Below are 25,457 nucleotides of genomic sequence, written 5' to 3'. Positions count from 1 at the left end.
ATGGGCGCTCAGGGGGCGCGCGACGGCGCATTCGGGCGCTCCCATGGTGACCCGCCCGGCCGTCAACACGCCAGGGGTAATCGATAACTCGTTCGAGTGAACTGCTGAACTGATGATCGGGCCGGGCCGGCCGAGCGGGTGGAGCCGGGCTCAGCGCGGCGCCAGCGCCGCCCAGTCCACCGTCAGCTCGCCCTGCCGCCGCCGGGCCGGCGCGTCCCGCAGCGGCCAGTCCGCCGCCAGCGCCGCGCAGGTCGCCGCCCAGCGCTGCCGCGCCCCGAACGCCCCCAGCGGCGCGGCCGCCGCCCACGCCCGGTCGAAGTCCCGCAGGAAGGCGTGCACCGGCCGCCCCGGCACGTTGTGGTGGATCAGCGCCTTCGGCAGCCGCTCCGCCAGGTCCGACGGCCGCTCCAGGCTCCCCAGCCGGGCCGCGAAGGTCACCGTCCGCGGCCCCTCCGGGCCCAGCGCCACCCACACGTGCCGCCGCCCGATCTCGTCGCAGGTGCCCTCCACCAGCAGCCCGTCCGGCGCCAGCCGCCCGCACAGCCGCGACCACACCTCGGCAACCTGGTCCTCGTCGTACTGCCGCAGCACGTTCGCCGCCCGGATCAGCTGGGCCCGCGCCCCGCCGGGCAGCGGCACCTCGAAGCCGCCCCGCCGGAACTCCAGCAGCGGCGGGTCGGCCATCGGCAGCGCCGCCGCCACCCGCGCCGGGTCGATCTCGATGCCCACCACCCGGACGTCCGCCCGCACCGCCCGCAGCCGGGCCGCCAGCTCCACCGCCGTCCACGGCGCCGCCCCGTACCCGAGGTCCACGGCGACCGGCGGGTGCACGGCCGCGCGCAGCGCCCGGCCCATCGAGTACGCGATCCAGCGGTCCATCCGCCGCAGCCGGTTGGTGTTCGTCGTCCCCCGAGTGATCGTCCCCACCGGCCGGCTCGACCGGCCCCGGGACAACGGCATGTCGCTTGCGGCCATGGTCACCAAGCGTACGCAGCGCCCGCGCGCGCCGGGAAAGCACGTCCGAAGGGATCGTCCGACACCGGGAATACGGGGGCACGACGACGCGGTTGGCACCCTTGACGTCCTACCGCCCGCAGCTTCCGGCCGCGGGCGGCGGCGCGTGAACAGACCGAAACCGGTACAGACGCAGCGACGGGCAGTGCCCCAGGGAGGCTTCCGCAGGTGACCCACCACCTCGTCCGCATGCCCCGCGGGGAGTCGCGGTCGGCCGCAGTCCCTCCGCGCCAGCGCCGTCCCCGCCGGATCGCGATGCTGAGCGTCCACACCTCGCCGCTGCACCAGCCGGGCACCGGCGACGCCGGCGGGATGAACGTGTACATCGTCGAGCTGGCCAAGCGCCTCGCCGACCTCGACATCGAGGTCGAGGTGTTCACCCGGGCGATCAGCTCGGACGACGCGCCGACCGTGCAGCTCGCCCCCGGCGTGCTGGTGCGGCACGTCACGGCCGGCCCGTTCGAGGGCCTGCTCAAGGAAGACCTGCCGGCCCAGCTGTGCGCGTTCACCCACGGCGTGCTGCGCACCGAGGCCGGCCACCGCCCCGGCTACTACGACCTGGTGCACTCGCACTACTGGCTGTCCGGCCAGGTCGGCTGGCTGGCCGCCGAGCGCTGGGGCGTGCCGCTGGTGCACACCATGCACACCATGGCGAAGGTGAAGAACGCGGCGCTCGCCCAAGGCGACACCCCGGAGCCGGCCGCGCGGGTGATCGGCGAGACCCAGGTGGTCGGCGCGGCCGACCGGCTGATCGCCAACACCGCGGAGGAGGCCGCCGAGCTCGCCCACCACTACGCGGCGCGCCCCGAGCAGCTGGCCGTGGTGCACCCGGGCGTGAACCTGGAGGTGTTCCGGCCCGGCGACCGCGAGGCGGCCCGCCACCGGCTCGGCCTGCCGCAGGACGCCGCGGTACTGCTGTTCGCCGGCCGGATACAGCCGCTGAAGGCGCCGGACGTACTGCTCAAGGCGGTCGCCCGGCTGCTGGAGCGCCGCCCGGACCTGCGCGAGCGGCTGGTGGTGCCGGTGGTCGGCGGCCCGTCCGGCACCGGCCTGGCCCGCCCCGAGAGCCTGCACAAGCTGGCCGCCCAGCTCGGCATCAACGACGTGGTGCGGTTCTGCCCGCCGGTCGGCCAGCGGCAGCTCGCCGACTGGTACCGCGCGGCGACCGCCCTGGTGATGCCCTCGTACAGCGAGTCGTTCGGCCTGGTCGCGCTGGAGGCGCAGGCCTGCGGCACCCCCGTGGTGGCGGCCGCGGTCGGCGGCCTGCCGGTCGCCGTCCGCGACGGCCTGACGGGCACCCTGGTGCCCGGCCACGACCCGGACGCCTGGGCGCAGGCCCTGCTGCCCTACGTCACCGACCCGGTGCTCGCCCGCATCCGCGGCGCGGAGGCCGCCCGGCACGCGGCGGCGTTCGGCTGGCTGACGGCGGCCGGCTCCACCGCCGAGGTGTACGCGGGCGCGATGGCCGCAGCCCGCCAGGTGCACCGCCCCTGACGGAAGCTCACCCCGGAGCACACCGTGACCGGCGCGACACCCCACGGCGGCCGACGGCCGGTTAGCGTGGGGGCATGGCCGCCAAGGACGACGCACTCCCCCTCCTCCGTGCCGCGCTCGACGAGGCCGGTGTGGCCTGGGAGCCGGCCGCCACCGACCCGTACACGCTGGTCGCCTCGCTGCCCGGCACCCGCAAGCTGTCCACCGCCTGCGCGCTGCGGATCGGCGACCACACGCTGTCGGTGAACGCCTTCGTGATCCGCCGCCCGGACGAGAACCACGAGGGCGTGTACCGCTGGCTGCTGGAGCGCAACACCCGGCTGTACGGGGTGGCGTACGCGATCGACCGGCTCGGCGACGTCTACCTGGTGGGCCGGCTGCCGCTGGAGGCGCTGACCGCCGATTCCGTGGACCGGCTGCTGGGCACCGTGCTGGAGAACGCCGACGAGCCGTTCAACACCCTGCTGGAGCTCGGCTTCGCCACCGCGATCCGCCGCGAGTGGGAGTGGCGCACCAAGCGCGGCGAGTCCACCCGCAACCTCACCGCCTTCGCGCACCTGGCGAGCGAGAACCCGCCCGCCGACAGCTGAGCCCGGTATCCTCCCGCCCGGGGAGGAAACGATGGATGCTGAACATGCCGCCGCACAACGGAAGTTGGAGTGGCTGGGGGCCGAACTCGACAACGAACTGGTGGAGCGCCGACGCCGCCGGGACTGGGACCGACGGCGGGCGCTGAGCCTGCAACTGGCCACCGTCAGCCTGTCCGCGCTGGTCACCGTGCTGCTCGGCCTCAAGGTCGGCGAACCGCTGGCCAGCGAACTGGCCGACGTGGCACTGGCGTGCGGCGCACTGGTGACGGTGCTGGCCGCCTGGGCGGCCTTCTTCGGCTACCGGACGCTGTGGATCCAGCGCTCCGACACCGTCCACCGGCTGACCTCGCTGCGCCGCCGCCTCGCCCTGATGAAGGCCGAGTACGGCGACGCCGTCCCCGTGCCGGAGCAGGTGGCGCTGCTGGTGGACGAGTACCAGCGGATCCTCGAGGACGACCACGACTCCTGGGTGCGGCTGCGGCGGAACAGCGGCGGCGACCTGGCGAACTGACCGGCCGCCGAGCCGGTCAGGCCTCCGCGCCGACCGGCTCGACGGCGGGCGCCGCCGGCTCGGCGGCGGACTGCGGCCGTTGCCGGCCGATCGGCACGAACGCCACGGCCGCCAGCGTCCCCGCCGCCGCGCACGCGCCCCACAGCGCCGCGCTGCCCGCGTACTGCAGCAGCAGCCCGCCCGCCATCGGGCCGACGAAGGACGCCAGCGACCAGGACAGCGAGTACACGCCCTGGTAGCGGCCGCGGGCCCGGGCCGGCGAGTGCTCGGCGACCAGCGCCATCATGGTCGGCGCGTTCACGATCTCGCCGATCGTCCAGATCGCCACCGTCAGCGCGTACAGCCCGGCGGACGAGCCGGCCACCGCCGTCAGGCCGAAGCCCCAGCCGATCAGCAGCGCGCTCACCATCAGCAGCGCGGTGCGGTTGCGGCCCTCCATCAGCCTGGTCAGCGGCAGTTGGAGCACCACGATCAGCACCCCGTTGAGGCTGGCCACCAGGCCGTACTGGGCGGTCGTGATGCCGTGCTCGCCCATGTCCATCGCCAGCGTGGTGGAGCCCTGCTGGAAGACCATCGCCAGCAGCAGGTTCACCCCGACCACCGCCATGAACGGCCCGTCCCGGAACACCGCGCCCAGGCCGATCGCCGGGCCCGACGGCTCGTCGGCCGCCTCCGCCATCGCCTGCGACAGCGTCTCGGGGACCTTCACGAACACCACCACCGCGCACAGCAGGGTGGTCAGCGCGTCCAGCAGGAACAGCGGCAGGTAGCCGTACACCGCGATCAGACCGGCCACCGCGGCGGAGGCGCCGAAACCGATGTTGATCGCCCAGTAGTTCAGCGCGTACGCCCGCACCCGGTCGGCGGGCGGCACCAGGTCGGCGATCATCGCGGACACCGCCGGGCGGGAGGCGTTGTTCGCCAGACCCACCAGGAACGCCACCGCGGCGATCGCCACCGGCCCGTCCATGAAGCCCAGCACCGCCGTGAACACCGCCGTCGACACCTGCGCCACCAGCAGCGTGGGCCGCCGTCCGAGCCGGTCGGTCAGCACCCCCGCACCGATCGCCGCGACCGCCGAACCCATCCCGAACAGGCCCGCCACCAGGCCCGCGTAGGCCGCCGAATACCCCCGGTCGACCGTCAGATAGAGCGCCAGGAACGTGACGACGAAGCCGCCGAGCCGGTTCACCAGCGTGGACGTCCACAACCACCAGAACTGCCGCGGCAGCCCGCCCGCCGCCCTGCGTGCTTCGGAGACCAGACGGGCTGTGAGGGGCATGGGGGCTCCCGGAGCGGCGAAAACGGTAAGCGGCAAAACTGCTGATGGCACATTACGTCCGACGTGGACAGCCCGGCCACCGAATTTCCCCCTCTATTAAGCTGGCCCCATGGCTGACACGACCTACCGCTTGATCCTGCTCCGCCACGGCGAGAGCCAGTGGAACCAGAAGAACCTGTTCACGGGATGGGTCGACGTCGACCTCAACGAGAAGGGCGAGAAGGAGGCGGCCCGTGGCGGCGAACTGATGCTCGCCGAGGACCTGCTGCCGGACGTGCTGCACACCTCGCTGCTGCGCCGCGCCATCCGCACCTCGCAGATCGCCCTCGACAAGGCCGACCGCCACTGGATCCCGGTCCGCCGCAGCTGGCGCCTGAACGAGCGCCACTACGGCGCCCTGCAGGGCAAGGACAAGGCCCAGACCCTCGCCGAGTTCGGCGAGGAGCAGTTCCAGCTCTGGCGCCGCTCCTACGACACCCCGCCGCCGGCCCTGTCCGACGACTCCGAGTACTCCCAGGCCGGCGACGCGCGCTACGCGGAGATCCCGTCCGAGCTGCGCCCGCGCACCGAGTGCCTGCAGGACGTCGTCCGCCGCATGCTCCCCTACTGGTACGACGCCATCGTGCCGGACCTCGCCGCCGGCAACACCGTCCTGGTCACCGCCCACGGCAACAGCCTGCGCGCCCTGGTCAAGCACCTCGACGGCATCTCCGACGAGGCCATCGCCGGCCTCAACATCCCCACCGGCATCCCGCTCGTCTACGAGCTCGACGCCGACTTCAAGCCGGTCACCCCCGGTGGCCGCTACCTCGACCCCGAGGCCGCCGCCGCCGCGATCGAGGCCGTCAAGAACCAGGGCAAGAAGTAAGACCTCCTTTCCCGCTCAGCCCCCTGCCCGGTGCGACGAAGCTCCGGCCCAGGGGGCTGTTCCGTGTCCGGGTGCCGGGGCGTCAGCCGGTGGGTGGCGGCGGGTGGTTCAGACCACTCGGGGTGGTTCAGACCATTGACGGCGGTCGGTCGGGCTTCTAGCGTGGGGGCCAATGTCGGCGCGGGCATGCCAATGCTGGCCGCACCCCCACGCGGCCCCGCGCGTGCCCGCGCTCATGTACTCCATCCACCCCCACGGAGGAGCACCATGCGCAAGCGCAACATCCTGGCGGTCGGCTTCGCGGCCGCCGCGGCAGTCCTGGCGACGGCGATCCCCGCCAGCTCGCACGGATACATCACCACCCCGCCGAGCCGGGCCGGCCTGTGCGGGGCGGGCGTGGTGAAGAAGTGCGGCCAGATCCAGTGGGAGCCGCAGAGCGTCGAGGGCCCGAAGGGCTTCCCGGCGGCCGGGCCGGCCGACGGCACGCTGTGCCCGGGCGCGGACCCGCGCTGGGCGCCGCTCGACGACCCGCGGGCCGGCGCCTGGCCGACCACCAAGGTCACGGCCGGCCAGCAGCTGACGCTGACCTGGAGCATCGAGGCGCGGCACGCCACCACGTCGTTCCGGTACTTCATCACCAAGCCGGGCTACGACGCCACCACGAAGATCACCCGGGCGAACCTCAACCCGACCCCGTTCCTGACCGTGCCGATGGGCGGCAAGCAGCCCCCGGCCATGCTCAGCCACACCGCGACGCTGCCCTCCGGCCTGACCGGCCACCAGGTGATCCTGGCGGTCTGGGACATCGCGGACACCGGCAACGCGTTCTACCAGTGCATGGACGTCACCTTCTGAACCATCTGAGGCGCCGTACGACGAGGGCCGGGCACCATCGGTGCCCGGCCCTCGCTCATGCTGTCAGTGGCCGCCCCCGCAGCAGCCGCCGGTCGCGCCGCCGCACTGGCACGGCGCGCCGGACTGGCAGCCGCAACCGCAGCCCGGGCCGCAGCCGCAGCCCGCGGCGAGGACCGGCAGCAGCTTCGCCGCGGCCGGGGCGAGTGGGCTCGGCGGGGGAGTGGTCGGGTTGCCGGTCGTCTTCATCGCGCTGAAGCCTCCTCGTCCGGGCGGAGCCGGGCAGCCCGGTGGACGCCCGTCCCTTCGAGTGAAACGCCGTCCTGACGCGCCGTCAACGGGCGTGCGGAGGTGGGAGGTTCACGCGGCGTGCGCCCCCGGAGGGGCGCACTGCGAAAACGTTTACTCGGCCGAGTCCGCGGTGGCCATGAACTCGTCCACGTGCTCGCCGGTGACCAGGAACACCACGCGCTTGGCGACCGAGACCGCGTGGTCGGCGAAGCGCTCGTAGTAGCGGCCGACCAGGGTGACGTCCACCGCGGTCTCGATGCCGTGGTGCCAGCGGTCGTCCAGCAGGTGCGAGAACAGTTCGCGGTGCAGCGCGTCGATCGCGTCGTCGTCCGCCTCCAGCTCCAGCGCCTTGTCCACGTCCTTGGTGGCGATCACCAGGCCGGCCTTGGCCACCAGGCGCTGCGCGAGCTGCCCCATCTCCAGCACGATCGGGTGCAGGTCGTTCGGGACGGCGGTCTCCGGGTAGCGCAGCCGGGCCACCTTGGCGACGTGCCGGGCCAGGTCGCCGCAGCGCTCCAGGTCGGAGCTCATCCGCAGCGAGGTGACCACGATCCGCAGGTCGGTGGCGACCGGCTGCTGGCGGGCCAGCAGGTCGATGGCCCGGTTCTCCAGGTCGTGGTGCAGGTTGTTGACCTTCTCGTCGGCGGCGATCACGCTCTCCGCCAGCTCCAGATCCGCGTCCAGCAGTGCGGTGGTGGCCCGTCCCATCGCCGAGCCGACCAGGCGGGCCATCTCGACCAGACCGTCGCTGATCGAGTCGAGTTCCTCGTGGTACGCGTCGCGCATTGCTGTTCTCCTCCAGTACCGGTGTCGGTGGCGGTGCCGACCGGACGCCCCGTACCGGGCGGCCCGGTGCGGGGCCGACCGAACGGACGGCCGCTGCTGGTGGCGCGAATGGTAGCCGCGTCACCGCCCACACGGGCTTGCACGGCCCACACTGATCCGTTCGGGCGACCCCCCGCGGCATCAGCGGTGAATCGGCAGCATCGTGAAGGTGAATTCTCGGCAACGCCCGGCCGATGCCTTGATCGCACCCTTACGGAGCGCGCCCGGCCACCATTTACGCTGGCAAGCATGGACGTGAACGTGGCCGCCGCCGCTGCCAGCGCCATAGCCGGGCTCGGCGTCGGTCTCACCGCATCCATCGCCTTCCGCTGGAGCGAGCGCGAGCAGGGCCGGAGCAAGGGCAGCAGCAGTAGCGGCGGCAAGAAACCGGGGCCGGAACCCCTCCAGGAACCGGCCCTGCCGCCCGGCGTGGACACCGTGCTCTCGGTGCTGCGCTCCTGCGCGATCGTGCTCGGCGACGGGGACGAGGTGGTCAAGGCCTCCTCCGCCGCCTACTCGATGGGCCTGGTCCGCGGCGGCCGGGTGGCGGTGGACCCGATGCTCGCGCTGGCCCGCTCCACCCGCCGGGACGGCGAGATCCGGCAGATCGAACTGGAACTCACCCGCCCCGGGGCCGTCGCCCGGGCCGCCGAACCGCTGGCGGTCTCGGTCCGGGTCGCCCCGCTGGGCTCCCGGCTGGTGCTGGTGCTGGTCGAGGACCGCACCGAGCGCCGCCGGATCGAGGCGATCCGCCGCGACTTCGTGGCCAACGTCTCGCACGAGCTGAAGACCCCGGTCGGCGCGCTCTCGCTGCTCTCCGAGGCGGTCGCGGACGCCTCCGACGACCCCGAGGCGGTGCAGCGCTTCGCCGGCCGGATGCAGGTCGAGGCCACCCGGCTGGCCAGCCTGGTCCAGGAGATCATCGACCTCTCCCGGGTCCAGGACGACCAGCTGAAGGTCGACCCGGAGCCGGTCGCGGTGGACGAACTGATCGCCGAGGCGATCGACCGCTGCCGGCAGACCGCCGCCGCCAAGCAGATCGTCATCGCGGCGGGCGGCACCACCGGCCTGTACCTGGTCGGCAACCGCGGCCAACTGGCCGCCGCACTCGGCAACCTGGTGGAGAACGCGGTGAACTACAGCCCACCGCGCACCAGGGTGGCGATCGCCACCCGCCGGATCTCCAGCGCCGCAGCGCTGGGCGAGGCGGACGGCGAACTGATCGAGATCTCGGTGACCGACCAGGGCATCGGCATCTCGGAGAAGGACCGCGAGCGGATCTTCGAACGCTTCTACCGGGTGGACCCCGCCCGCTCCCGCCTCACCGGTGGCACCGGCCTCGGCCTGTCCATCGTCAAGCACGTCGCCGCCTCGCACCGCGGGACCGTGTCGGTGTGGAGCGTCGAGGGCCAGGGTTCCACCTTCACACTGCGACTCCCCGCCGGGCAGGCCCCGGTCGAGGACCGCGCATCCTCAGCAGCACCCACACTTCCTGCCCCGGAGGCCCGATCGTGACCCGTGTACTGGTGGTCGAGGACGAGGAGTCGTTCAGCGACGCCCTGTCGTACATGCTCCGCAAGGAAGGCTTCGAGGTGGCGGTCGCCGCCACCGGGCCCGACGCGCTGGAGCAGTTCGAGCGCAACGGAGCCGACCTCGTCCTGCTCGACCTGATGCTGCCCGGCCTGCCCGGAACCGAGGTCTGCCGCCAGCTGCGCGTCCGCTCCAACGTCCCGGTGATCATGGTCACCGCCAAGGACAGCGAGATCGACAAGGTCGTCGGGCTGGAGATAGGAGCCGACGACTACGTCACCAAGCCCTACTCCACCCGCGAGCTGGTCGCCCGGATCCGCGCGGTGCTCCGCCGCCGCGGCGAGGACGCGAACGGCGACGGCGCCGCCGCCCCCGGTGCGCTGGAGGCCGGCCCGGTCCGGATGGACGTCGACCGGCACGTGGTGACGGTGGACGGCGCCAAGGTCGACCTGCCGCTCAAGGAGTTCGACCTGCTGGAGATGCTGCTGCGCAACGCCGGCCGGGTGCTCACCCGGATGCAGCTGATCGACCGGGTGTGGGGCGCGGACTACGTCGGCGACACCAAGACCCTGGACGTCCACGTCAAGCGCCTGCGGGCGAAGATCGAGCCCGACCCGGGCGCGCCGCGCTACCTGGTCACCGTGCGTGGCCTGGGCTACAAGTTCGAGCCGTAAACCGCAGGTACGACAGACCGACGAAGGGGCCCCGCCGCGGCGGGGCCCCTTCGTGTGTGACTGGTGTCAGTGCGTGGCGGGAGCCGACGGGCTGCCGGCCGGGGCGCTCGGCGAACCGCTCGCGCTGGCGCCGGCGGCCGGCGAGGAGGCCGCACCCGGGGAGGCGGTGACGCCCGCCGACGGCGTGGCCTTGGCCGCCGGGCCGAAGCCCTGGTAGTAGCCGACGGCCGGCTGCACGTTGGCGTTGGCGGAGACGTCGCCGGCGCTCTTGAACGTGAAGGTGGTGTCGTTGTAGCCGCCGACCGTGACCTTGGCGTTCGGCACCTGGGCCAGCGCGGCGCCGCCCTTGCCGCCGATCAGCACCGACTCACCGGCGTGGATGACGATCTGCGAGACCTGCGCGCCGTTCTCGTCGGTCAGCGTCGCGGCGGAGCCACCGACCTTGACCCCGGTCAGCACCAGGTCGTCCTTCGGCGCGGTGTTGGCGATGTTCGCGGTGACGGCGACCGGGCCCGTGTACTCGCCGGCCGAACCCGCGGGGGCGACCACGACGATGTTGTTGAGCTTGACCGAGTTGTCGATCGAGGTCGCCGCGTTGTCCGGCTTGATCTGCAGCGTGTCGGCGTCGTTGCCTGCCGCGCAGGCGGACAGCGGGACGATCGCGGCGAGGACGAGGGCGGCGGCAGCGCCGCGTCGAAGGCTCCGGCTCACGGCGGCGACTTCTCCTTGGAGGGGACGATCCCACGGAAAAGGGATCACGGTCGGTGGTCGAGGGCCACACTACCGACCACACATATCCGGGAATCACGGGGTGGCCCCGTGTCGCAGTCCGATCACGATCCCGGCCGCTCGGCGAGTCGGAGGCAAAAACTCAAGATCCAACCATGGTTTCGGGAGCGTGACCAGAGGTTTCGCCGCCCAGGTCAGACCGCCTCCGACCTGCGAGAAGCCCCCGTCGAACACCGGTCGCAGCATGCGACGGGGGTGGTTGTCAAGCCCTGGAACCCGCCCTGACCTGCGAAAACGCCCTTCGGGTCAGCCGAAAAGCGTGTTATTCTGGAAAGCCACGGAAGGGGTCCTGTCACATGACGTTCAAGGTTGGCGACACGGTGGTCTACCCCCATCACGGGGCTGCGCTGATCGAGGCCATCGAAACTCGCCAGATCAAGGGTGTGGACAAGACCTACCTGGTGCTGAAGGTGCAGCAGGGAGATCTGACCCTCCGCGTTCCGGCGGAGAACGCCGAGTTCGTCGGTGTCCGCGATGTGGTGGGCCAGGAAGGCCTGGACCGCGTCTTCGAGGTGCTTCGCGCGCCCTACACCGAAGAACCCACCAACTGGTCGCGCCGTTACAAGGCAAACCTGGAGAAGCTCGCCTCCGGCGACGTGATCAAGGTCGCCGAGGTGGTCCGCGACCTGTGGCGCCGCGAGCGTGAGCGCGGCCTGTCGGCCGGCGAGAAGCGCATGCTCGCAAAGGCCCGCCAGATCCTGGTGAGCGAGCTCGCGCTCGCCGAGAACACCAACGAGGACAAGGCCGAGACGCTGCTCGACGAGGTCCTCGCCTCCTGAGGCAGGACAGCGCCCGGCTTGGCTTGACGTAGCGCCCGATGGTGCCCGAAAGGGCGCCTCGGGCGCTTCGCCATGCTCGGACGCAGGGCGGTACAGCGCGCCGTGAACGTGCCTGGAAGGGAGAGGCACGGTTGGGCGATGGCGGAAGGGGCGGCGCGGTTCCACTAACGTGCAGTCAGGAAGGGGGCCTGCCCGCTCGCGAATCCGCGTTCGGCACGGCCATACCCATCGCGACCAAGGAGCCAAACCTGAACGCCTCAGCACAGCTCGCGGCAGCGGTCGTCCCGGCTGCCGGCCGCGGCGAGCGACTCGGCCCCGGCGCGCCCAAGGCGCTGCGCGAACTCGGCGGCGTCCCGCTGCTGGTGCACGCGGTCCGGGCGCTGGCCCGCAGCCGGGCGGTCGGCCTGGTGGTGGTGTGCGCGCCGCCGGACGGCGTGGCGGAGGTCGTCGCGCTGCTGGACAGCCACGGCCTGGACGGCAAGGACGTCCGGGTGGTGCCCGGCGGCGCCAGCCGGCAGGAGTCGGTGCGGCTCGGCCTGGCCGCGATCCCGGCCGGCACCCCGGTGGTGCTGGTGCACGACGCGGCCCGCCCGCTGGTGCCCGTCGAGGTGGTGGACGCGGTGGCCGCCGCCGTCCGGGCCGGCGCCGAGGCGGTGGTGCCGGCGGTGCCGCTGGCCGACACCGTCAAGCGGGTCGAGCCGCAGCCGTCCGGCCCCGAGCCGGTGCTGGACACCCCCGACCGCTCCACGCTGCGCGCCGTGCAGACCCCGCAGGGCTTCGACCTGGCGGGCCTGGCCGCGGCGCACGAGAAGGCCGTCGCCGAGGGCATCGAGGTGACCGACGACGCCGGGCTGATCGAGCGCTTCGGCGGCCGGGTCGTCGTGGTGCCCGGCCACGAGGAGGCGTTCAAGGTCACCCGCCCGCTGGACCTCGTGCTCGCCGAGGCCGTACTCGCCCGCCGGAGGGCCACCGATGCCTACTGAGACCACCAGCAGCCCGGTCCTGCCGCGGATCGGCATCGGCACCGACGTGCACGCCTTCGAGGACGGCCGGCCGCTGCGGGTGGCCGGGCTGGACTGGCCGGGCGAGACCGGCCTGGCCGGTCACTCGGACGCCGACGTGGCCGCGCACGCCGCCTGCGACGCGCTGTTCTCCGCCGCCGGGATCGGCGACCTGGGCGCGCACTTCGGCACCGACCGCCCCGAGTGGGCGGGCGCGGCCGGCGTGGCACTGCTCGGCGAGGCCGCCCGGCTGGTGCGGGAGGCCGGGTTCGAGATCGGCAACGTGGCGATCCAGGTGATCGGCGTCCGCCCGAAGATCGGCAAGCGCCGCACCGAGGCGCAGGCCGCGCTGTCCGCGGCGGTCGGCGCGCCGGTGTCGGTCTCCGGCACCACCACCGACGGCCTGGGCCTGACCGGCCGGGCCGAAGGACTCGCCGCGATCGCCACGGCGCTGGTCTGGGAACGGCCCGCCCCCTAGCCTGACATGACAGGCAGTCAATTCTCTGGTGCGGGAGGAAACATGGGCGTCGAACTCGACGACAACGTGCGGAAGCTGCTGGACGAGAAGAGCTTCGCGGTGGTGTCCACCGTGCAGCCCGACGGCAGCCCGCAGTCCTCGGTGGTGTGGATCAAGCGGGACGGCGACGACATCCTGTTCTCCACCGTGCAGGGGCGGCGCAAGCACCTGAACCTGGTGCGGGATCCGCGGATCAGCGTGCTGATCAACCCGGCGGAGAGCCCGTACCAGTACTTCGAGGCGCGCGGCGAGGTCACCATGACCACCGAGGGCGGCCGGGAGCTGATCGACGAGCTGTCCCGCAAGTACCGCGGCCAGGACTACGCGTGGGACGGTCCGGACGCGGTGCGGGTGGTGGTGCGGCTCAGCCCGCGCAAGGTGGTCGCCAACTTCTGAGTGGGGCGCGCCAAGTGGCCGGAAGGTGGCGGGGCACCCCCCGCCGCCCACTACTCTGGACGCTGTGAGCCTTCGCCTGTACGACACCATGACCCGCCAGGTACGCGACTTCGTCCCGCTGGTGCCGGGCTGTGTCTCGATCTACCTGTGTGGTGCCACCGTTCAGGCGCCCCCGCACATCGGGCACATCCGGTCCGGACTCAACTTCGACGTGATGCAGCGGTGGTTCCGCTACCGCGGCTACGAGGTCACCTTCGTCCGCAATGTCACCGACATCGACGACAAGGTGATCGCCAAGGGGCGCGAGCAGTCCATCGAGTGGTGGAAGATCGCGCACGCCAACGAGCGTGCGTTCAACGAGGGTTACGACGCCCTCGGCTGCCTGCCGCCGAGCGCGGAGCCGCGGGCCACCGGCCACGTGCCGGAGATGATCGAGATGATGCAGGGGCTGATCGAGCGCGGCCACGCGTACGAGGCCGACGGCAACGTCTACTTCGCGGTCACCACCTACCCCGACTACCTGGCGCTCTCCAACCAGGAGTTGGAGAACCTGCGGCAGCCCTCGGGCGACAACGAGACCGGCAAGCGCGACGCACGCGACTTCGCGATGTGGAAGGCCGCCAAGCCGGGCGAGCCGAGCTGGGACACCCCGTGGGGCCGCGGCCGCCCGGGCTGGCACCTGGAGTGCTCGGCGATGGTGCACAAGTACCTGGGCAGCTCGTTCGACATCCACGGCGGCGGGCTGGACCTGATCTTCCCGCACCACGAGAACGAGATCGCCCAGTCCAAGGCGTACGGCGACGACTTCGCCAACTTCTGGGTGCACAACGCCTGGGTCACCATGAGCGGCGAGAAGATGTCCAAGTCGCTGGGCAACTCGGTGCTGGTCTCCGAGATGGTGCAGCGCTGGCGGCCGATCGTGCTGCGCTACTACCTGGCCGGCCCGCACTACCGCTCGATGATCGAGTACAGCGAGGAGTCGCTGCGCGACGCCGAGACGGCGTTCGCCCGGATCGAGGGCTTCATCGAGCGCGCCGTCGAGCGCTGCGGCATGGTCGACGCGGCGCCCGAGGTGCCGCTGGCCTTCGCCGAGGCGATGGACGACGACCTGGGCGTGCCGCAGGCGCTGGCCGTGGTGCACACCGCCGTCCGGCAGGGCAACAGCGCGCTCGGCGCGGACGACAAGGAGTCCACCGCGGCCCGCCTCGCCGAGGTCCGGGCGATGCTCGGCGTGCTCGGCCTGGACCCGCTGGACGACTTCTGGGCCGGCGGCCGCAGCCAGGGCGAGGAACTCACCGGCGTGGTCGACTCGCTGGTCAAGCTGGTGCTGGAGCAGCGCCAGGCGGCCCGCACCCGCAAGGACTTCGCCACCGCGGACGCCATCCGCGACCAGCTCGGCCAGGCCGGGCTGGCGATCGAGGACACCCCGTCCGGCCCGCGCTGGACGATCAACCAGTAGCCCTTCGGGGCGCATGGGGGCCGTACCTTTGTATGGGTGCGGCCCCCACGCACGAAGCAGACGCAGAGACAGGAAGTACAGCCATGGCCGGCAACAGCCAGCGCAGGAACCGCCGCAACCCCGGGTCGAAGAAGGGCGCGAGTGTCGGTACCGGCGGCCACAGCCGGAAGGCGCTCCAGGGCAAGGGCCCGACGCCGCGCGGCGAGGAGCGCAAGGGACACCCCAAGCAGCGCGCCGCCAACGCGGCGCTGAAGCGTGAGCGCGACGCCAAGTCCCGGGCCGGCATGCGCCGGTCCGGCGGCCCGCGCAGCGGCCGCGGTGGCGCGGGCGCGGCCGAGCTGGTGGTGGGCCGCAACTCGGTGGTCGAGGCGCTGCAGGGCGGCGTGCCGGCGAACACGCTGTACGTTCAGCAGTTCATCGACACCGACGACCGCGTCCGCGAGGCCTTCCAGGCCGCCAACGAGCGCGGCGTCCCGCTGATGGAGGCCCCGCGCGCCCAGCTGGACCAGATGACCGGCGGCCTGAACCACCAGGGCCTGGTGCTCCAGGTCCCGCCGTACGAGTACGCGCACCCCGACGACCTGCTGGAGGAGGCCGCCAACAGCGGTCAGGACGCGCTGATCATGGCGCTGGACGGCGTCACCGACTCCCGCAACCTGGGTGCCGTGGTCCGTTCCGCCGCCGCGTTCGGCGCGCACGGCGTGGTGATCCCCGAGCGCCGCGCGGCCGGTATGACCGCCGGTGCCTGGAAGACCTCCTCCGGTGCGGCCGCCCGGCTGCCCGTGGCCCGCGCCACCAACCTGACCCGCGCGCTGGAGGCCTACCAGAAGGCCGGCCTGATGGTGGTCGGCCTGGCCGCCGACGGCGAGGCCGAGATCGGCGACCTCGACGCGCTGAACGGCCCCGTGGTGATCGTGGCCGGCTCCGAGGGCAAGGGCCTGTCCCGCCTGGTGTCGGAGACCTGCGACCTGCGGGTGCGGATCCCGATGCCCGGCCACACCGAGTCGCTGAACGCCGGTGTCGCCGCCGGCATCGTGCTGTACGAAGCGGCCCGCATGCGCGCCAAGCGCTGACCGCCTGGGCGTAAGGCGCCCACTGTGGCACTGACGCACCGTCACGACATGTGACGGTGCGTCGTTTTTGCGCGTCAACCGGTCGGGTCCGGTCGGGCCCGATCGGATTTCTCATGATCACTTCAAAGCCCCGCCCGGAATCCACCCGGGAGAGTGTCCTCCGGGCCCGTCACCCGGTTAGAGGGGTGTGGACACCAGAACACCTCGGCGTTTCGGGCAGCGCTCCGCGGGGATAGACGACGGCCCGGGCCTCAACACGGTCCGGGTTCCGTCCGACCCGGCGAAGCTCAGCAGCACCCAGGCCAGTTTCCGGGTCAGGCTCTCCGGCCCGGTGACCGCATTGATCGACCGCCCCACCGGTGCCGCCTTCGGCGACCCCTACAACCTGCAGCACGGCACCCGCCCGCTGGTCACCCCGCAGGTCGTGGTGCCCGCAGCGACGGTGCCCACGCTCGCCGGGATCACCGCCGCCTCCGTCACCGGCACCACGCCCCGCCGCAAGCCCCGGGTGGTCACCTGGAGCGGCCAGGCCGCGCCCGGCGACACCGCCGCCACCCAACTGCTCGAAGCCGTCCGGCTGAACACCGTGCCCGCCCCGGCGAAGGCCTTCTCCGAGCAGGACACCCAGCAACTGCAGGCCGTTCCCCGGCAGTACGGGACGGGCTCCGGCGCGGGCGCGGGCGCGGGCCCGGGCTCGGCTTCGGGTTCGGACGAATCGTCGCGGGTCGGCGTCGCCGAACTGCTGGACGAGTCGGTGCGGGTCGGCGGGCACAGCTGGCACCCCGAGGGCGAGCTGCCCGAGACGCCGTCGCTCGGCGAGGGCTCCAGGCACGCCTGGTACCCCGGCCGCCGGGTCGACCTCGGCCTGGTGCTGCTGCCGCTGCGGGTGCTGCTCGGCTCGCTGTCCGTCTACGCCGGATTCAGCAAACTCTGCGACCCGGTGTACTTCGACGGTGGCGAGCGCGGCTCGATGATGCGCTGGCTGTCCTCGCTGCACCCCTGGAGGGTCGCCCAGCCGCTGCTGGACTTCGCGATGGCCCACCCGGTCGGCGCGGGCCTCGCGGTCTCCTTCGCGGAGATCGTGATCGGCGTGCTGTCCATCCTGGGCCTGTGGCAGCGGCTCGCCGCCGGCGGCGCGATGGCGCTGTCCGCCGCGCTGCTGTTCACCGTCAGCTGGAAGGCGGTGCCGGCCTACGACACCCCCGACCTGATCTTCCTCGCGGCCTGGAGCCCGCTGCTGATGGCCGGCGCCCCGTTCGCCTCGCTGGACGGCCGGATCGCCCTCGAGGCGTTCCGCCGCTACGGGCCCGCCGAACCCGGCGCGGTCCGGCGACGGATGCTGCGCCGCCGCTCGGTCGTCACCGCCGTGGTCGTCGGTCTGACCCTGCTCACCGGCTCGCTGCTCGGCGCCGCCGTCCGCACCGGCCGCACACAGACACCGGTGCACCCGCCGGCGGAGTACGGCACCCCGGTCTGGCCGAGCAGCGGCCCGTCGCCCTCCCCGTCCGCACCGACCACCCCGCCGTCCCAGGGCCCCACCAAGGTCGCGCCCTCTCCCTCGCCCAGCCGCAGTGGCAGCGGCAAGCCCAAGCCCAGCACCGGCCCGTCCGGCGGCACCAGCCCCGCGCCGCACGCCGGGGGTGGCAGCAGCGCCGGTACGGGCGGCTCCGCAGGCGGCACGGGCACCGGCGGTGCCGGGACGGGCGGCGCACCCAGCAGCCCGCGCTCCCAGCCCTCGCACGGGGTGATCGGCGGGCTGCTGGGCAGCGGGCCGCCGCTGCTGGAGCTCGGCATGCGGCCGGCGGCCGTGAGCGAGACGGCCTGACGGCCGGTCGACGTACGGCAGGGCCCCTTCCGGGAGATCTCCTCCTGGAAGGGGCCCTTCGGTTCGGTCGGGCAGGCGGGCGAGAAACCGGGGGCGCGGGGAACCGCGCGAAACGGAAGGCACCCGTCAGCAAGATCGCGAGCACGTGCAGGTCATTGCCCTGCGTCGCGATCTTGCTGACGGGTGCCTGGTTTCTCGCGCGGTTCCCGGTGGTGGCTGCTGTCTAGCCGACCACTCCGGCGGCGAAGGAGCCGTCGCAGACCGGGCGGGCGAAGGAGCGGGCGCGCTGGACGTCGCCCTGGTACTTCTTCACCGCGGCGCGGCCGAGGTCGCCGGCCAGGGCGCTGCAGTAGGGGGTGAGGGAGGGCTTCTCGCGCATGGTGCGCTCCAGCAGGTCGAGCGCGGTGCCCGGGTTGTGGTTCTTCAGCTCCTCCATCAGGTCGACCCGGAGCGCGTCCTGCGCGGCCAGGCCCTGGGTGTTGGGAGAGGTGGAGGTCCGGCCGATGGTGCCGTCCCCGCTGGAGGCCGCGACCACCTGCTGGTCCAGGGCCGTTGGCGGGGCCCATGGGACGCGGGTGACGGCGAGGGTGCCGGTGGTCACCAGGATCACCGGCAGGGTGAGGGCAACGGTCTGGCCGATTCGGCGAACGAGCTGTTTCACGCACAGGAGAGTAGCGGTGCGTGGCGGAATGGGCGCGCCGCGTTACCCCAACGAGTGATCGCTGTCCTGTTTTGTTCCGCCATCAGGTTGACGCGAGGGGCTGAAACGGCGGAACCCCCTGCCGACGGCCGTCGGCAGGGGGTTCCGGTGCGTTGGTCAGCGCGCCGCGTCAGCGGCCGGCGGCCGGCGGCCGGCGGCCGGCGGTCAGCGGCTGAGGCGCTCGCCGGTGGTGGCGAAGACGTGGGTCTCGTTGCCGACCGGGACGACGTGGATGGTCTCGCCGCGCTGCGGGATCTCCCGGCTGTGCACGCGGACCACGATGTCCTTGTCCTGGCCCGACACCTGGGTGGTGCCGTACACGAAGCCGTCCGCGCCGAGCTCCTCGACCACGTTGACAGTGACCGCGACGCCCTCGACACCGCCGGCCGGGACGATCTGGAAGTGCTCGGGGCGGATGCCCACCACGACGTTCTTCGCGGAGCCGGCCTTCGACAGGTCCTCACGGTCGATGTTGATCACCGAGCCGCCGAACTTCACGCCGCCGTCCACCAGCGGAACCTCGACCAGGTTCATCGCCGGGGAGCCGATGAAGCCGGCCACGAACAGGTTGGCGGGCTTGTCGTACATGGCGCGCGGGGCGTCGACCTGCTGGAGCACGCCCTTGTCGAGCACCGCGACGCGGTCGCCCATGGTCATGGCCTCGGTCTGGTCGTGGGTGACGTAGACCGTGGTGATGCCCAGGCGGCGCTGCAGGCCGGCGATCTGGGTACGGGTGGAGACGCGGAGCTTGGCGTCCAGGTTCGACAGCGGCTCGTCCATCAGGAAGACCTGCGGCTGGCGGACGATCGCGCGGCCCATCGCGACACGCTGACGCTGACCACCGGAGAGCGCCTTCGGCTTGCGGTCCAGGTACTCGGTCAGGTCGAGGATCTTGGCGGCCTCTTCGACCTTGGTGCGGATGTCCGCCTTGTTGACGCCGGCGATCTTCAGGGCGAAGCCCATGTTCTCGGCGACGGTCATGTGCGGGTACAGCGCGTAGTTCTGGAACACCATCGCGATGTCCCGGTCCTTCGGCGGCAGGTGGGTCACGTCGCGGTCGCCGATGCGGATGGCGCCGCCGTTCACGTCCTCCAGGCCGGCCAGCATGCGCAGGGAGGTGGACTTGCCACAGCCGGAGGGGCCGACCAGGACGAGGAACTCGCCGTCGCCGATCTCCAGGTCGAGCGCGTCGACCGACGGCTTGTCGGCACCCGGGTAGACGCGGGTGGCCTTGTCGTACGTCACAGAAGCCATGCTGCTTCGCTCCTTCACCGGCAGGAACGTGCCGGACGATCCGAGTAAAGGTTGGGTGGTCTCCACCGCCCCGAGTGGTCTGGACCATCGACCCCGGCGCGGCTTCTCGTGACGGTACCCGCCGACCCGTTCTTTTGTCAGCCCTCGCCCGCCCCCGACTTCCGCATCGATCCGATCACGGCCCACCCCCCGCCCGTCCCCTCAACCGCCCGCATCGCCCCGCCCCCGCCCGGTACACTGCCCACTGGTGCCGACGCGGATCCCGCGGACGGCTACCGCGCCTCCTTAGCTCAGCTGGCCAGAGCACCGCTCTTGTAAAGCGGGGGTCGTCGGTTCGAACCCGACAGGGGGCTCTCGTTTCCACCCTGGATGAGCTGCAGCTTTGGTCTTCTGGGGGCTTCGCCGCCGGCTCGGACGAGTCGTCCGAGGCCGTTTGCGTGAGCGATGCGTGAGCGGATGGCCTGGATGTCTTGTTGGCCGCCGTGGACTGGGCATCCTTGCGCGTCCTGTTCGCCCTCGGCACGAGCCGCGCGGCCGCCTCGGCAATCGCCCGGTCGACTTGCGGGAGCAGGGTTGTGTACGTGTCCGAGGTGATGCCGATCGAGGAATGGCCGAGCATCTCCTTGATCGAGTGCAGGTCCGCGCCCGCCGCGTGAGCGAGCGTGGCCGCGCCGTGCCGGAGGTCGTGCAGCCGGATCGGCGGCAGGCCGGCCTCCTCGGCCAGCTCGCGGAACCGGTCGGTGACGGCGGTGGGGTGCAGCCACTCGCCGTTCTCCTTGGTGAAGACCCGGCCAGTCTCGACCCAGGCCGTGCCCCACACCGCGGTCGGCACGCTGCCGCTCACGGTGTGCCTCCAGGACGGACACCGTCTCGGACGAGGGCGATCGTGCGGGCGCCCGCGTCCGTCTTCGGGTCTTCCTCGGAGACCGCCCAGCCGTCCACGACGAGCTGCTTGGCCACCGTGAGCAGTCCCGACTTCAGGTTGGTGTCAGCCCTGAGGTTCCCCCGCTGACCTGGACAGCTTGATACTGGGACGGATGGTCCCGGAGGAAGCAGCCCAGGTAGTGAGCAAGCAGAGCAACAGGAGCAAGCGGTACACAGCCGAGTTCAAGCGCGACGCGGTCGAGCTCGCGCTGTCCTCGGACAGGACTGTCACCGAGGTGGCCCGGGATCTCGGGGTCAGCTCCGAGGGGCTGCGGAACTGGGTCAACCAGGCGAAGGTGGACCGGGGCGAGGGCCCGACCGGCGCCCTGACCAGCGCGGAACGCGAGGAGCTGGCCCGGCTGCGGCGGCAGAACCGGGAACAGCAGCAGACCATCGAGCTCCTGAAAAAAGCCGCGGCCTTCTTCGCGCAGGAGACGCTGAAGTAGGCGCCCTGTGCGCCTTCGTCGACGCGGAGAAGGCCACCGAGACGAACCCCGGCGGCTTCAGCGTGGCACTTCTGTGCCGCGTCCTGGGTCTGCCGCGCTCCACCTACTACGCACATGCCGCCACCGCCCCGGCCCGGCGGGTTCGGCAGCGGGCCGAGGAGAGGCTGGTGGGTGAGATCCGGGTGCTGCACGCCGGCTCGCGCGGCGCCTACGGCGTTCCCCGGATCCACGCCGCCCTGGCGCGGGCCGGCCGGGTGGTCAACCGCAAACGCATCGAGCGGCTGATGCGCGAGCACGACATCACCGGCATCACCCGCCGCAGGCGTCGGGGGCTGACCCGGCAGGCCAAGCGGGCCGTGTTCGCCACCGACCTGATCGGCCGGGACTTCACCGCCCCCAGAGCCGGCATGCGACTGGTCGGCGACATGACCGAACTGGTCACCGGGGAAGGGAAGTTGTATCTGGCGACCTGCATCGACCTGGCCACCCGAGAGGTGGCCGGCTGGGCCTTGGCGGACCACCACCGCGCCGAGCTGCCGGTCGCCGCGCTGAGGATGGCGGCCGGACGCGGACAGCTGGAGGCGGGCTGCATCATGCACACCGACCGCGGCAGCGAGTACACCAGCAGTGAATTCCGGTCTGTGATAAGCGAGTTGGGAATGAGACAGTCGATGGGAAGGGTCGGCTCCTGTTACGATAACGCCGCAGCGGAGAGCTGGTTCGCCCTGTTCAAGGCCGAAATCGGCACCACAGTGTGGGCCACCCGAGCCCAGGCCCGGGCCGACATCTTCCGCTTCATCGAGGTCGAGTACAACCGCACCCGGCTCCGCAGGCACCCCCAGCTCGGGTACCTCACCCCATTTGAAACCCGGGCAAGACTGCGGCACGACTTCACCCCCGCAGCGTAGAAACCCGCTGTCCAAGATCAGGGGGGAACTTCAGCCCAGCGTTGACCGCACGCCTCGCCGCGTCGCAGCCTCCGGAAGGTGGAGCTGGCGAGGACAGGAGCGCTGCGTCGGTCCCTACTGTCTGCGGTGGGCATCTCGCTTCCGGACGAACTGGGCGAGGCGGACCCTGTTCTGACGGACGACGTACTCGATGCCGCCGCTGCCGCATGGTCCGCTCAGAGGATCGCCACTGGCACCGCCGCATGCCTTCCTGAGGTGCCCGAACAGGACATCGGAGGACGTCCAGTGGCCATTTGGTACTGATCCAAAGGCCAGCCTGCGTCTACGCGTACCAGGCGGCGGGTTTCTGGATCGCCTACCGGCCAAGCCCAGGTGATGGGTATGTCCCGGCAACCTTTGAGAGGCGGGCCCGTAGGGCGCCTTCCAGGTCGAGGTTGTCGCCTCGGGTGGTGGTCTGCAGTAGTTCGGTGATGACGACGAGTTCGGCGAATCGTCCGGCCGGGGTGTTGAGGATATGGTCCAGCCGTCGGCGGATCTGGGCGGCTGTTTCAGGGACGAGGAGGCTGTACGCGTGTAGGAGCGCTGCGTCGTAGCCTGCGGGTGCGATGCCCCAGCCTTCCCAGTCGAGCACTATGAGCGTCGGGCTGGTGAGGTTGGCCCAGTGCATGTCGCCGTGGGCCGTCGTCCAGGCGGGAACGATGGTGTCGACAGGGATGCCCAGGTATTCCGGCATGGCCCGGTCCAGATACTCCTGGCGGACGGCCACCCGGCCGCTGGGTACGGCGGCAATGGCATCGAGCGTGCCACTGAGATTTTCCCACCAGGTTTCGTCCAGGTCCGGTGCTGCCCGCAGAACAGGCTCGTGGGTGGTGATGGTGGGGGTCGTGACTCTGTCGTACAGCTCTGCCAGGTAGCCGTGTTCGGCCTCGGTCCAGGTGCGTCGTTCGCGTAGTCGGGGCCGGGGGACCGCAGGCGGCATGAGGCGTTCCGCCTCCTGCGGTCCCTCCCAGAGCTTCCCGCCGGCCGTGTTGGCCGGGGCAGACACCAAGCGGAGCCAGCCCTCGCCGGACGCCGTGGCCACCGGGCGGCTGAGGGTGCGACCGCGCCAGCCCCACGCCTCGCGCGATCCGATCGGCAGCACCTGGAGCGCCACTGCTGCCGCGGCGTGCATCTCGTGCATCCGCTTGGCGATATCCGGCTCAGGTTCCGAGTACATCAACGACCCTTCGTAGCAGGTCCTGGGACAACGGGGGCCGGCCAACAACGCCGGCGGCCTGCCTCCAGTGTTCCGGGTTCCCTGTCGACAGGAGTACGCGGTTCACTCCGGGGGCTGAGGCAACGACGGCGAGGGCGGCCTCTGCAGGCGTGCTATCGAGGCTGATCAGCTCGGCCAGCTCGCGGGTCACGATGTTGGGGATCTCGCCGCCGTGGAGCGGCGCGGAGGCGAAGACTTCCAGACCTGTATCCAGGGCCTCGGCCAACGGGCCTTGCCCGTCGAGGGCCTGGGCGACGGGTGCGAGATGAACGAGGGAGACCGGGAGTTGGATGGCTCGTAGGTGGTGGTTCGGGCCGCCGGCCTTGGTCGCGAGTTCGAGCAGGGTGGGCACGTCGAAGAGTCCGCTGCTGAAGCCACACCAGGTTGCGACCCCGTAGGCGCCGATCGCGTGTTGGCTGCACGCCTCCTCCAGGGCGAGGAAGGCGGCGTACAGCCGGTCGGCGATCTCGCCTTCCTGGCGGCCGTGTTCGGGGTTGTGCAGGAACACCAGGTCGGGGACTCGGCCGAGCATGCGTTTGCTGCGAGCGACCTGCCAGGCGATGTAGTCGGGCGCGAGGCAGTGTCCGGGCTCGGCGTCCTCGACGGACAGCGCGCCCGCACGCACGCCGAGGCGCCTGGCGCTCGGCGAGAGGAAGCCCGCCTTCGTGGAGACCCGCAGGTCAGGGTAAGCAGCCAGGGCCAGGGCCAGCGATGTCTCCGCCTGGCCGTTCTCGTAGTTGGGCGCTGTGTCCACCCAGTCGGCACCACGGGAGGCGGCCATCAAGGCGGCCTCGGCCACATCGAGACAGCGGTAGGTGCCCAGGCCCAGCCGTGCGGTCATCGCTCGCCCCCGATGGCGGCGACCTGGCCGTCGACCAACTCCGTCACGACACCGGCCGCCTGCGCGAGCGTGATGCCGGCGGCCTGTGCGATATCGGCCAGTCGGTGACTCTCCCCGTCGGCGAGGAGTGTGAGCATCGGCTGGGCCTTGGCCGCGAACGTCCACTCCTCGCCGCCTGTGGTCAGCCGCACCGTGTCCTCCGGCCCGGCGGTGAGCGCGGGCCGCGTGGTGACGAGACGCACCCGCAGATCCGCGTCCGGCGGAGCCGTCGTGATGTACGGCAGCGACGGGACCAACCTAGCCCGCTCGGTGGCATCGCGAGCGGCGGAGAATCGAGTGATCAGATCGGCACTCTCCAGCTCGGCCGCGACGAGCTTGCCGATCGTTTCGAGGAAGACGCGCTGCTCCTCGGCAGTTCCGAAGCGCGGAATGTCCGCCCGGATGGCCTCGTGGGCGCGCAGGACCTCCGATAGCCAGGTGACCAGGTCAGCGCCCGTCGTGCTCTGCAGCCCGCACGTGACGTGCAGCGAGTGCTGGCCCTCGGAAGCGGCGACAGCGTGCCACCAGCCCCGGGGCAGGTAGAGCATGTCACCAGCGTTGAGCACCAGGTCGGCGATGGGTTCGTCCGGCGGTGGCTCGGGCATTTCGACGTCACAGTGCATGGGGACCGAGCGGGTCGGTCCGTAGATGCGCCAGCGCTTCGCGCCGTCGAGCTGGACGACCACCACGTCATGGTCATCCCAGTGGACGCCGAAGCCCTCGGTGCTGGTCCACGAGGCGTACAGGTTGACCTGCACGCCGGTTCGCAGCCAGCGCTCCAGCTGGCCGGCCAGGGACCCGATGCCGGGGTGGAGTTCGTCGACGGGCGTCCAGGACCAGCGTGGCACCCTCGGCGAGGCGCTTGTGCAGCTCGGAGGGCTGGAGCTGGTACCAGACGGTGCTCCGCCGGGTGGTGATCGGCCGGGAGTAGGTGTGCGCAGGCACCTGCTCCCCGTTGGCGGCGAGGCGGAAGCGAGGCGGTTCGAACCGGTGGTGGGTCAGGATGGCGTTGATGTCATCCCAGCTCATCAGTTCAGCGAGCGACGCGGCTTCACCGCGTGCGACCTTGAAGCTGCGGCCGAGCGTCCGGGCGAGGAAGTCATCCCCGCCCAGACGCTCAACCACCGAGAAGTGCTCGGCGGTCATCGTGATGCAGCCGTCAGTCGTTGGTGTCGGTGCGGCCGGTGGAGCCGCCGTCCGACGGCTGCTCGCCACGCGAGCGGGCCGCGGCGACCTTCGTACGGGCGACCAGCAGGCCGTCGCCCTCCAGCTCGGTGCTGGTCGTCAGGTTCTCGGGCATGAAGCACTCCTTCGGTTTCA

The 25,457-nt window shown here is 71.7% G+C and carries 27 protein-coding genes, 1 tRNA gene and 2 pseudogenes; 18 read left to right on the top strand and 12 right to left on the bottom strand.

Features of this window, described 5'->3' with window-relative positions:
* Positions 1-150: 150 nt before the first annotated feature.
* Positions 151-975 carry a class I SAM-dependent methyltransferase gene (locus ACIHEI_RS20900; RefSeq protein ID WP_387643954.1) on the bottom strand — a complete coding sequence of 275 codons (825 nt, stop codon included), beginning with the start codon at positions 973-975 and terminating at the stop codon, positions 151-153.
* Positions 976-1,203: 228 nt separating this feature from the next.
* On the opposite strand from ACIHEI_RS20900, the gene mshA reads away from it, so the two are divergent.
* The 3 genes from mshA (at position 1,204) to ACIHEI_RS20885 (ending at position 3,609) form a co-directional block, all read left to right on the top strand.
* Positions 1,204-2,508, top strand: coding sequence for a D-inositol-3-phosphate glycosyltransferase (gene mshA / locus ACIHEI_RS20895; protein WP_387644961.1), 1,305 nt, complete (start codon positions 1,204-1,206; stop codon positions 2,506-2,508).
* A 74-nt stretch (positions 2,509-2,582) separates the two neighbouring features.
* Entirely contained in the window at positions 2,583-3,098 is a 516-nt protein-coding gene (locus tag ACIHEI_RS20890) for a YbjN domain-containing protein (protein WP_387643956.1), read from the top strand.
* A gap of 31 nt (positions 3,099-3,129) precedes the next feature.
* Positions 3,130-3,609, top strand: a complete 480-nt coding sequence (locus tag ACIHEI_RS20885) for an SLATT domain-containing protein (protein ID WP_396607645.1) — start codon at positions 3,130-3,132, stop codon at positions 3,607-3,609.
* A 16-nt stretch (positions 3,610-3,625) separates the two neighbouring features.
* Here the strand turns inward: ACIHEI_RS20885 and ACIHEI_RS20880 are convergent, their stop codons facing one another.
* Positions 3,626-4,891, bottom strand: a complete 1,266-nt coding sequence (locus tag ACIHEI_RS20880) for an MDR family MFS transporter (protein WP_396607644.1) — start codon at positions 4,889-4,891, stop codon at positions 3,626-3,628.
* Between the two features lie 109 nt (positions 4,892-5,000).
* On the opposite strand from ACIHEI_RS20880, the gene ACIHEI_RS20875 reads away from it, so the two are divergent.
* The gene (locus ACIHEI_RS20875; protein ID WP_387643964.1) at positions 5,001-5,759 is read left to right on the top strand and encodes a phosphoglyceromutase; all 759 of its coding nucleotides are present in this window, start codon (positions 5,001-5,003) and stop codon (positions 5,757-5,759) included.
* A 267-nt stretch (positions 5,760-6,026) separates the two neighbouring features.
* Positions 6,027-6,614 carry a lytic polysaccharide monooxygenase gene (locus tag ACIHEI_RS20870; RefSeq protein WP_396607643.1) on the top strand — a complete coding sequence of 196 codons (588 nt, stop codon included), beginning with the start codon at positions 6,027-6,029 and terminating at the stop codon, positions 6,612-6,614.
* A gap of 63 nt (positions 6,615-6,677) precedes the next feature.
* On the opposite strand, the gene ACIHEI_RS20865 is transcribed toward ACIHEI_RS20870, so the two are convergent.
* Together ACIHEI_RS20865 and phoU are read right to left on the bottom strand one after the other, a co-directional pair.
* On the bottom strand, positions 6,678-6,860 hold the full coding sequence (locus ACIHEI_RS20865; RefSeq protein WP_387643969.1) for a hypothetical protein: 183 nt from the start codon (positions 6,858-6,860) through the stop codon (positions 6,678-6,680).
* A gap of 153 nt (positions 6,861-7,013) precedes the next feature.
* Positions 7,014-7,688, bottom strand: coding sequence for a phosphate signaling complex protein PhoU (gene phoU / locus ACIHEI_RS20860; protein ID WP_387643972.1), 675 nt, complete (start codon positions 7,686-7,688; stop codon positions 7,014-7,016).
* A 288-nt stretch (positions 7,689-7,976) separates the two neighbouring features.
* Between phoU and ACIHEI_RS20855 the strand changes: the two genes are divergently transcribed.
* Positions 7,977-9,242, top strand: coding sequence for a sensor histidine kinase (locus tag ACIHEI_RS20855; RefSeq protein ID WP_387643975.1), 1,266 nt, complete (start codon positions 7,977-7,979; stop codon positions 9,240-9,242).
* The gene (locus ACIHEI_RS20850) at positions 9,239-9,931 is read left to right on the top strand and encodes a response regulator (RefSeq protein WP_380363657.1); all 693 of its coding nucleotides are present in this window, start codon (positions 9,239-9,241) and stop codon (positions 9,929-9,931) included. Before ACIHEI_RS20855 ends, ACIHEI_RS20850 begins: the two co-directional genes overlap by 4 nt.
* 66 nt (positions 9,932-9,997) lie before the next feature.
* Here ACIHEI_RS20850 and ACIHEI_RS20845 read toward each other — a convergent pair whose 3' ends face one another.
* On the bottom strand, positions 9,998-10,642 hold the full coding sequence (locus tag ACIHEI_RS20845) for a DUF461 domain-containing protein (protein WP_396607642.1): 645 nt from the start codon (positions 10,640-10,642) through the stop codon (positions 9,998-10,000).
* A 374-nt stretch (positions 10,643-11,016) separates the two neighbouring features.
* Here ACIHEI_RS20845 and ACIHEI_RS20840 point away from each other — a divergent pair, with 374 nt between their 5' ends.
* The 7 genes from ACIHEI_RS20840 (at position 11,017) to ACIHEI_RS20810 (ending at position 17,770) form a co-directional block, all read left to right on the top strand.
* Positions 11,017-11,499 carry a CarD family transcriptional regulator gene (locus tag ACIHEI_RS20840; protein WP_014136563.1) on the top strand — a complete coding sequence of 161 codons (483 nt, stop codon included), beginning with the start codon at positions 11,017-11,019 and terminating at the stop codon, positions 11,497-11,499.
* Between the two features lie 221 nt (positions 11,500-11,720).
* Positions 11,721-12,482: a 2-C-methyl-D-erythritol 4-phosphate cytidylyltransferase gene (gene ispD / locus ACIHEI_RS20835; RefSeq protein ID WP_387644963.1), complete on the top strand. Its 762-nt coding sequence runs from the start codon at positions 11,721-11,723 to the stop codon at positions 12,480-12,482.
* A complete protein-coding gene (gene ispF / locus ACIHEI_RS20830; protein ID WP_396607641.1) occupies positions 12,472-12,978 on the top strand; it encodes a 2-C-methyl-D-erythritol 2,4-cyclodiphosphate synthase in 507 nt (168 codons plus the stop codon). The genes ispD and ispF overlap by 11 nt, the downstream gene beginning before the upstream one ends.
* Positions 12,979-13,020: 42 nt before the next feature.
* On the top strand, positions 13,021-13,413 hold the full coding sequence (locus tag ACIHEI_RS20825; RefSeq protein ID WP_392949844.1) for a PPOX class F420-dependent oxidoreductase: 393 nt from the start codon (positions 13,021-13,023) through the stop codon (positions 13,411-13,413).
* A gap of 64 nt (positions 13,414-13,477) precedes the next feature.
* The gene (gene cysS, locus ACIHEI_RS20820; RefSeq protein WP_392949841.1) at positions 13,478-14,872 is read left to right on the top strand and encodes a cysteine--tRNA ligase; all 1,395 of its coding nucleotides are present in this window, start codon (positions 13,478-13,480) and stop codon (positions 14,870-14,872) included.
* An 83-nt stretch (positions 14,873-14,955) separates the two neighbouring features.
* On the top strand, positions 14,956-15,945 hold the full coding sequence (gene rlmB / locus ACIHEI_RS20815) for a 23S rRNA (guanosine(2251)-2'-O)-methyltransferase RlmB (RefSeq protein ID WP_392949838.1): 990 nt from the start codon (positions 14,956-14,958) through the stop codon (positions 15,943-15,945).
* Between the two features lie 331 nt (positions 15,946-16,276).
* Positions 16,277-17,770, top strand: coding sequence for a DoxX family protein (locus ACIHEI_RS20810; protein ID WP_396607640.1), 1,494 nt, complete (start codon positions 16,277-16,279; stop codon positions 17,768-17,770).
* 223 nt (positions 17,771-17,993) lie between these two features.
* On the opposite strand, the gene ACIHEI_RS20805 is transcribed toward ACIHEI_RS20810, so the two are convergent.
* A complete protein-coding gene (locus tag ACIHEI_RS20805; RefSeq protein ID WP_387643995.1) occupies positions 17,994-18,431 on the bottom strand; it encodes a hypothetical protein in 438 nt (145 codons plus the stop codon).
* A gap of 204 nt (positions 18,432-18,635) precedes the next feature.
* Complete coding sequence (locus tag ACIHEI_RS20800; protein ID WP_387643998.1) at positions 18,636-19,724, bottom strand: ABC transporter ATP-binding protein; 1,089 nt, start codon at positions 19,722-19,724, stop codon at positions 18,636-18,638.
* Positions 19,725-20,003: 279 nt separating this feature from the next.
* Here ACIHEI_RS20800 and ACIHEI_RS20795 point away from each other — a divergent pair.
* Positions 20,004-20,077 (top strand) — tRNA-Thr (locus ACIHEI_RS20795).
* 275 nt (positions 20,078-20,352) lie between these two features.
* Here ACIHEI_RS20795 and ACIHEI_RS20790 read toward each other — a convergent pair.
* Positions 20,353-20,544: pseudogene (locus tag ACIHEI_RS20790) on the bottom strand (site-specific integrase); the annotation flags it as partial.
* A 244-nt stretch (positions 20,545-20,788) separates the two neighbouring features.
* On the opposite strand from ACIHEI_RS20790, the gene ACIHEI_RS20785 reads away from it, so the two are divergent.
* From ACIHEI_RS20785 to ACIHEI_RS20775, 3 genes are all read left to right on the top strand, one after another.
* Positions 20,789-21,094 carry a transposase gene (locus ACIHEI_RS20785; protein WP_387640897.1) on the top strand — a complete coding sequence of 102 codons (306 nt, stop codon included), beginning with the start codon at positions 20,789-20,791 and terminating at the stop codon, positions 21,092-21,094.
* A gap of 5 nt (positions 21,095-21,099) precedes the next feature.
* Positions 21,100-22,002: an IS3 family transposase gene (locus ACIHEI_RS20780; RefSeq protein WP_396607748.1), complete on the top strand. Its 903-nt coding sequence runs from the start codon at positions 21,100-21,102 to the stop codon at positions 22,000-22,002.
* Between the two features lie 78 nt (positions 22,003-22,080).
* Positions 22,081-22,305: a DUF429 domain-containing protein gene (locus tag ACIHEI_RS20775; RefSeq protein WP_396607639.1), complete on the top strand. Its 225-nt coding sequence runs from the start codon at positions 22,081-22,083 to the stop codon at positions 22,303-22,305.
* A 52-nt stretch (positions 22,306-22,357) separates the two neighbouring features.
* Here ACIHEI_RS20775 and ACIHEI_RS20770 read toward each other — a convergent pair whose 3' ends face one another.
* The 4 genes and pseudogenes from ACIHEI_RS20770 to ACIHEI_RS20755 form a co-directional block, all read right to left on the bottom strand.
* Entirely contained in the window at positions 22,358-23,182 is an 825-nt protein-coding gene (locus ACIHEI_RS20770) for a hypothetical protein (protein WP_396607638.1), read from the bottom strand.
* A 19-nt stretch (positions 23,183-23,201) separates the two neighbouring features.
* Positions 23,202-24,098 (bottom strand): aldo/keto reductase, encoded by an 897-nt coding sequence (locus ACIHEI_RS20765; protein ID WP_396607637.1) that lies wholly within the window; start codon positions 24,096-24,098, stop codon positions 23,202-23,204.
* A pseudogene (locus ACIHEI_RS20760) lies at positions 24,095-25,283 on the bottom strand (cupin domain-containing protein). The gene ACIHEI_RS20765 and the pseudogene ACIHEI_RS20760 overlap by 4 nt, the downstream one beginning before the upstream one ends.
* Positions 25,284-25,296: 13 nt before the next feature.
* Positions 25,297-25,437, bottom strand: coding sequence for a hypothetical protein (locus tag ACIHEI_RS20755; RefSeq protein ID WP_167574070.1), 141 nt, complete (start codon positions 25,435-25,437; stop codon positions 25,297-25,299).
* Between the last annotated feature and the right edge of the window lie 20 nt (positions 25,438-25,457).

The sequence above is a fragment of the Kitasatospora sp. NPDC051984 genome (assembly GCF_044593455.1).
Lineage (GTDB): Bacteria > Actinomycetota > Actinomycetes > Streptomycetales > Streptomycetaceae > Kitasatospora.
This window is presented reverse-complemented; position numbering and strand designations above follow the sequence as displayed.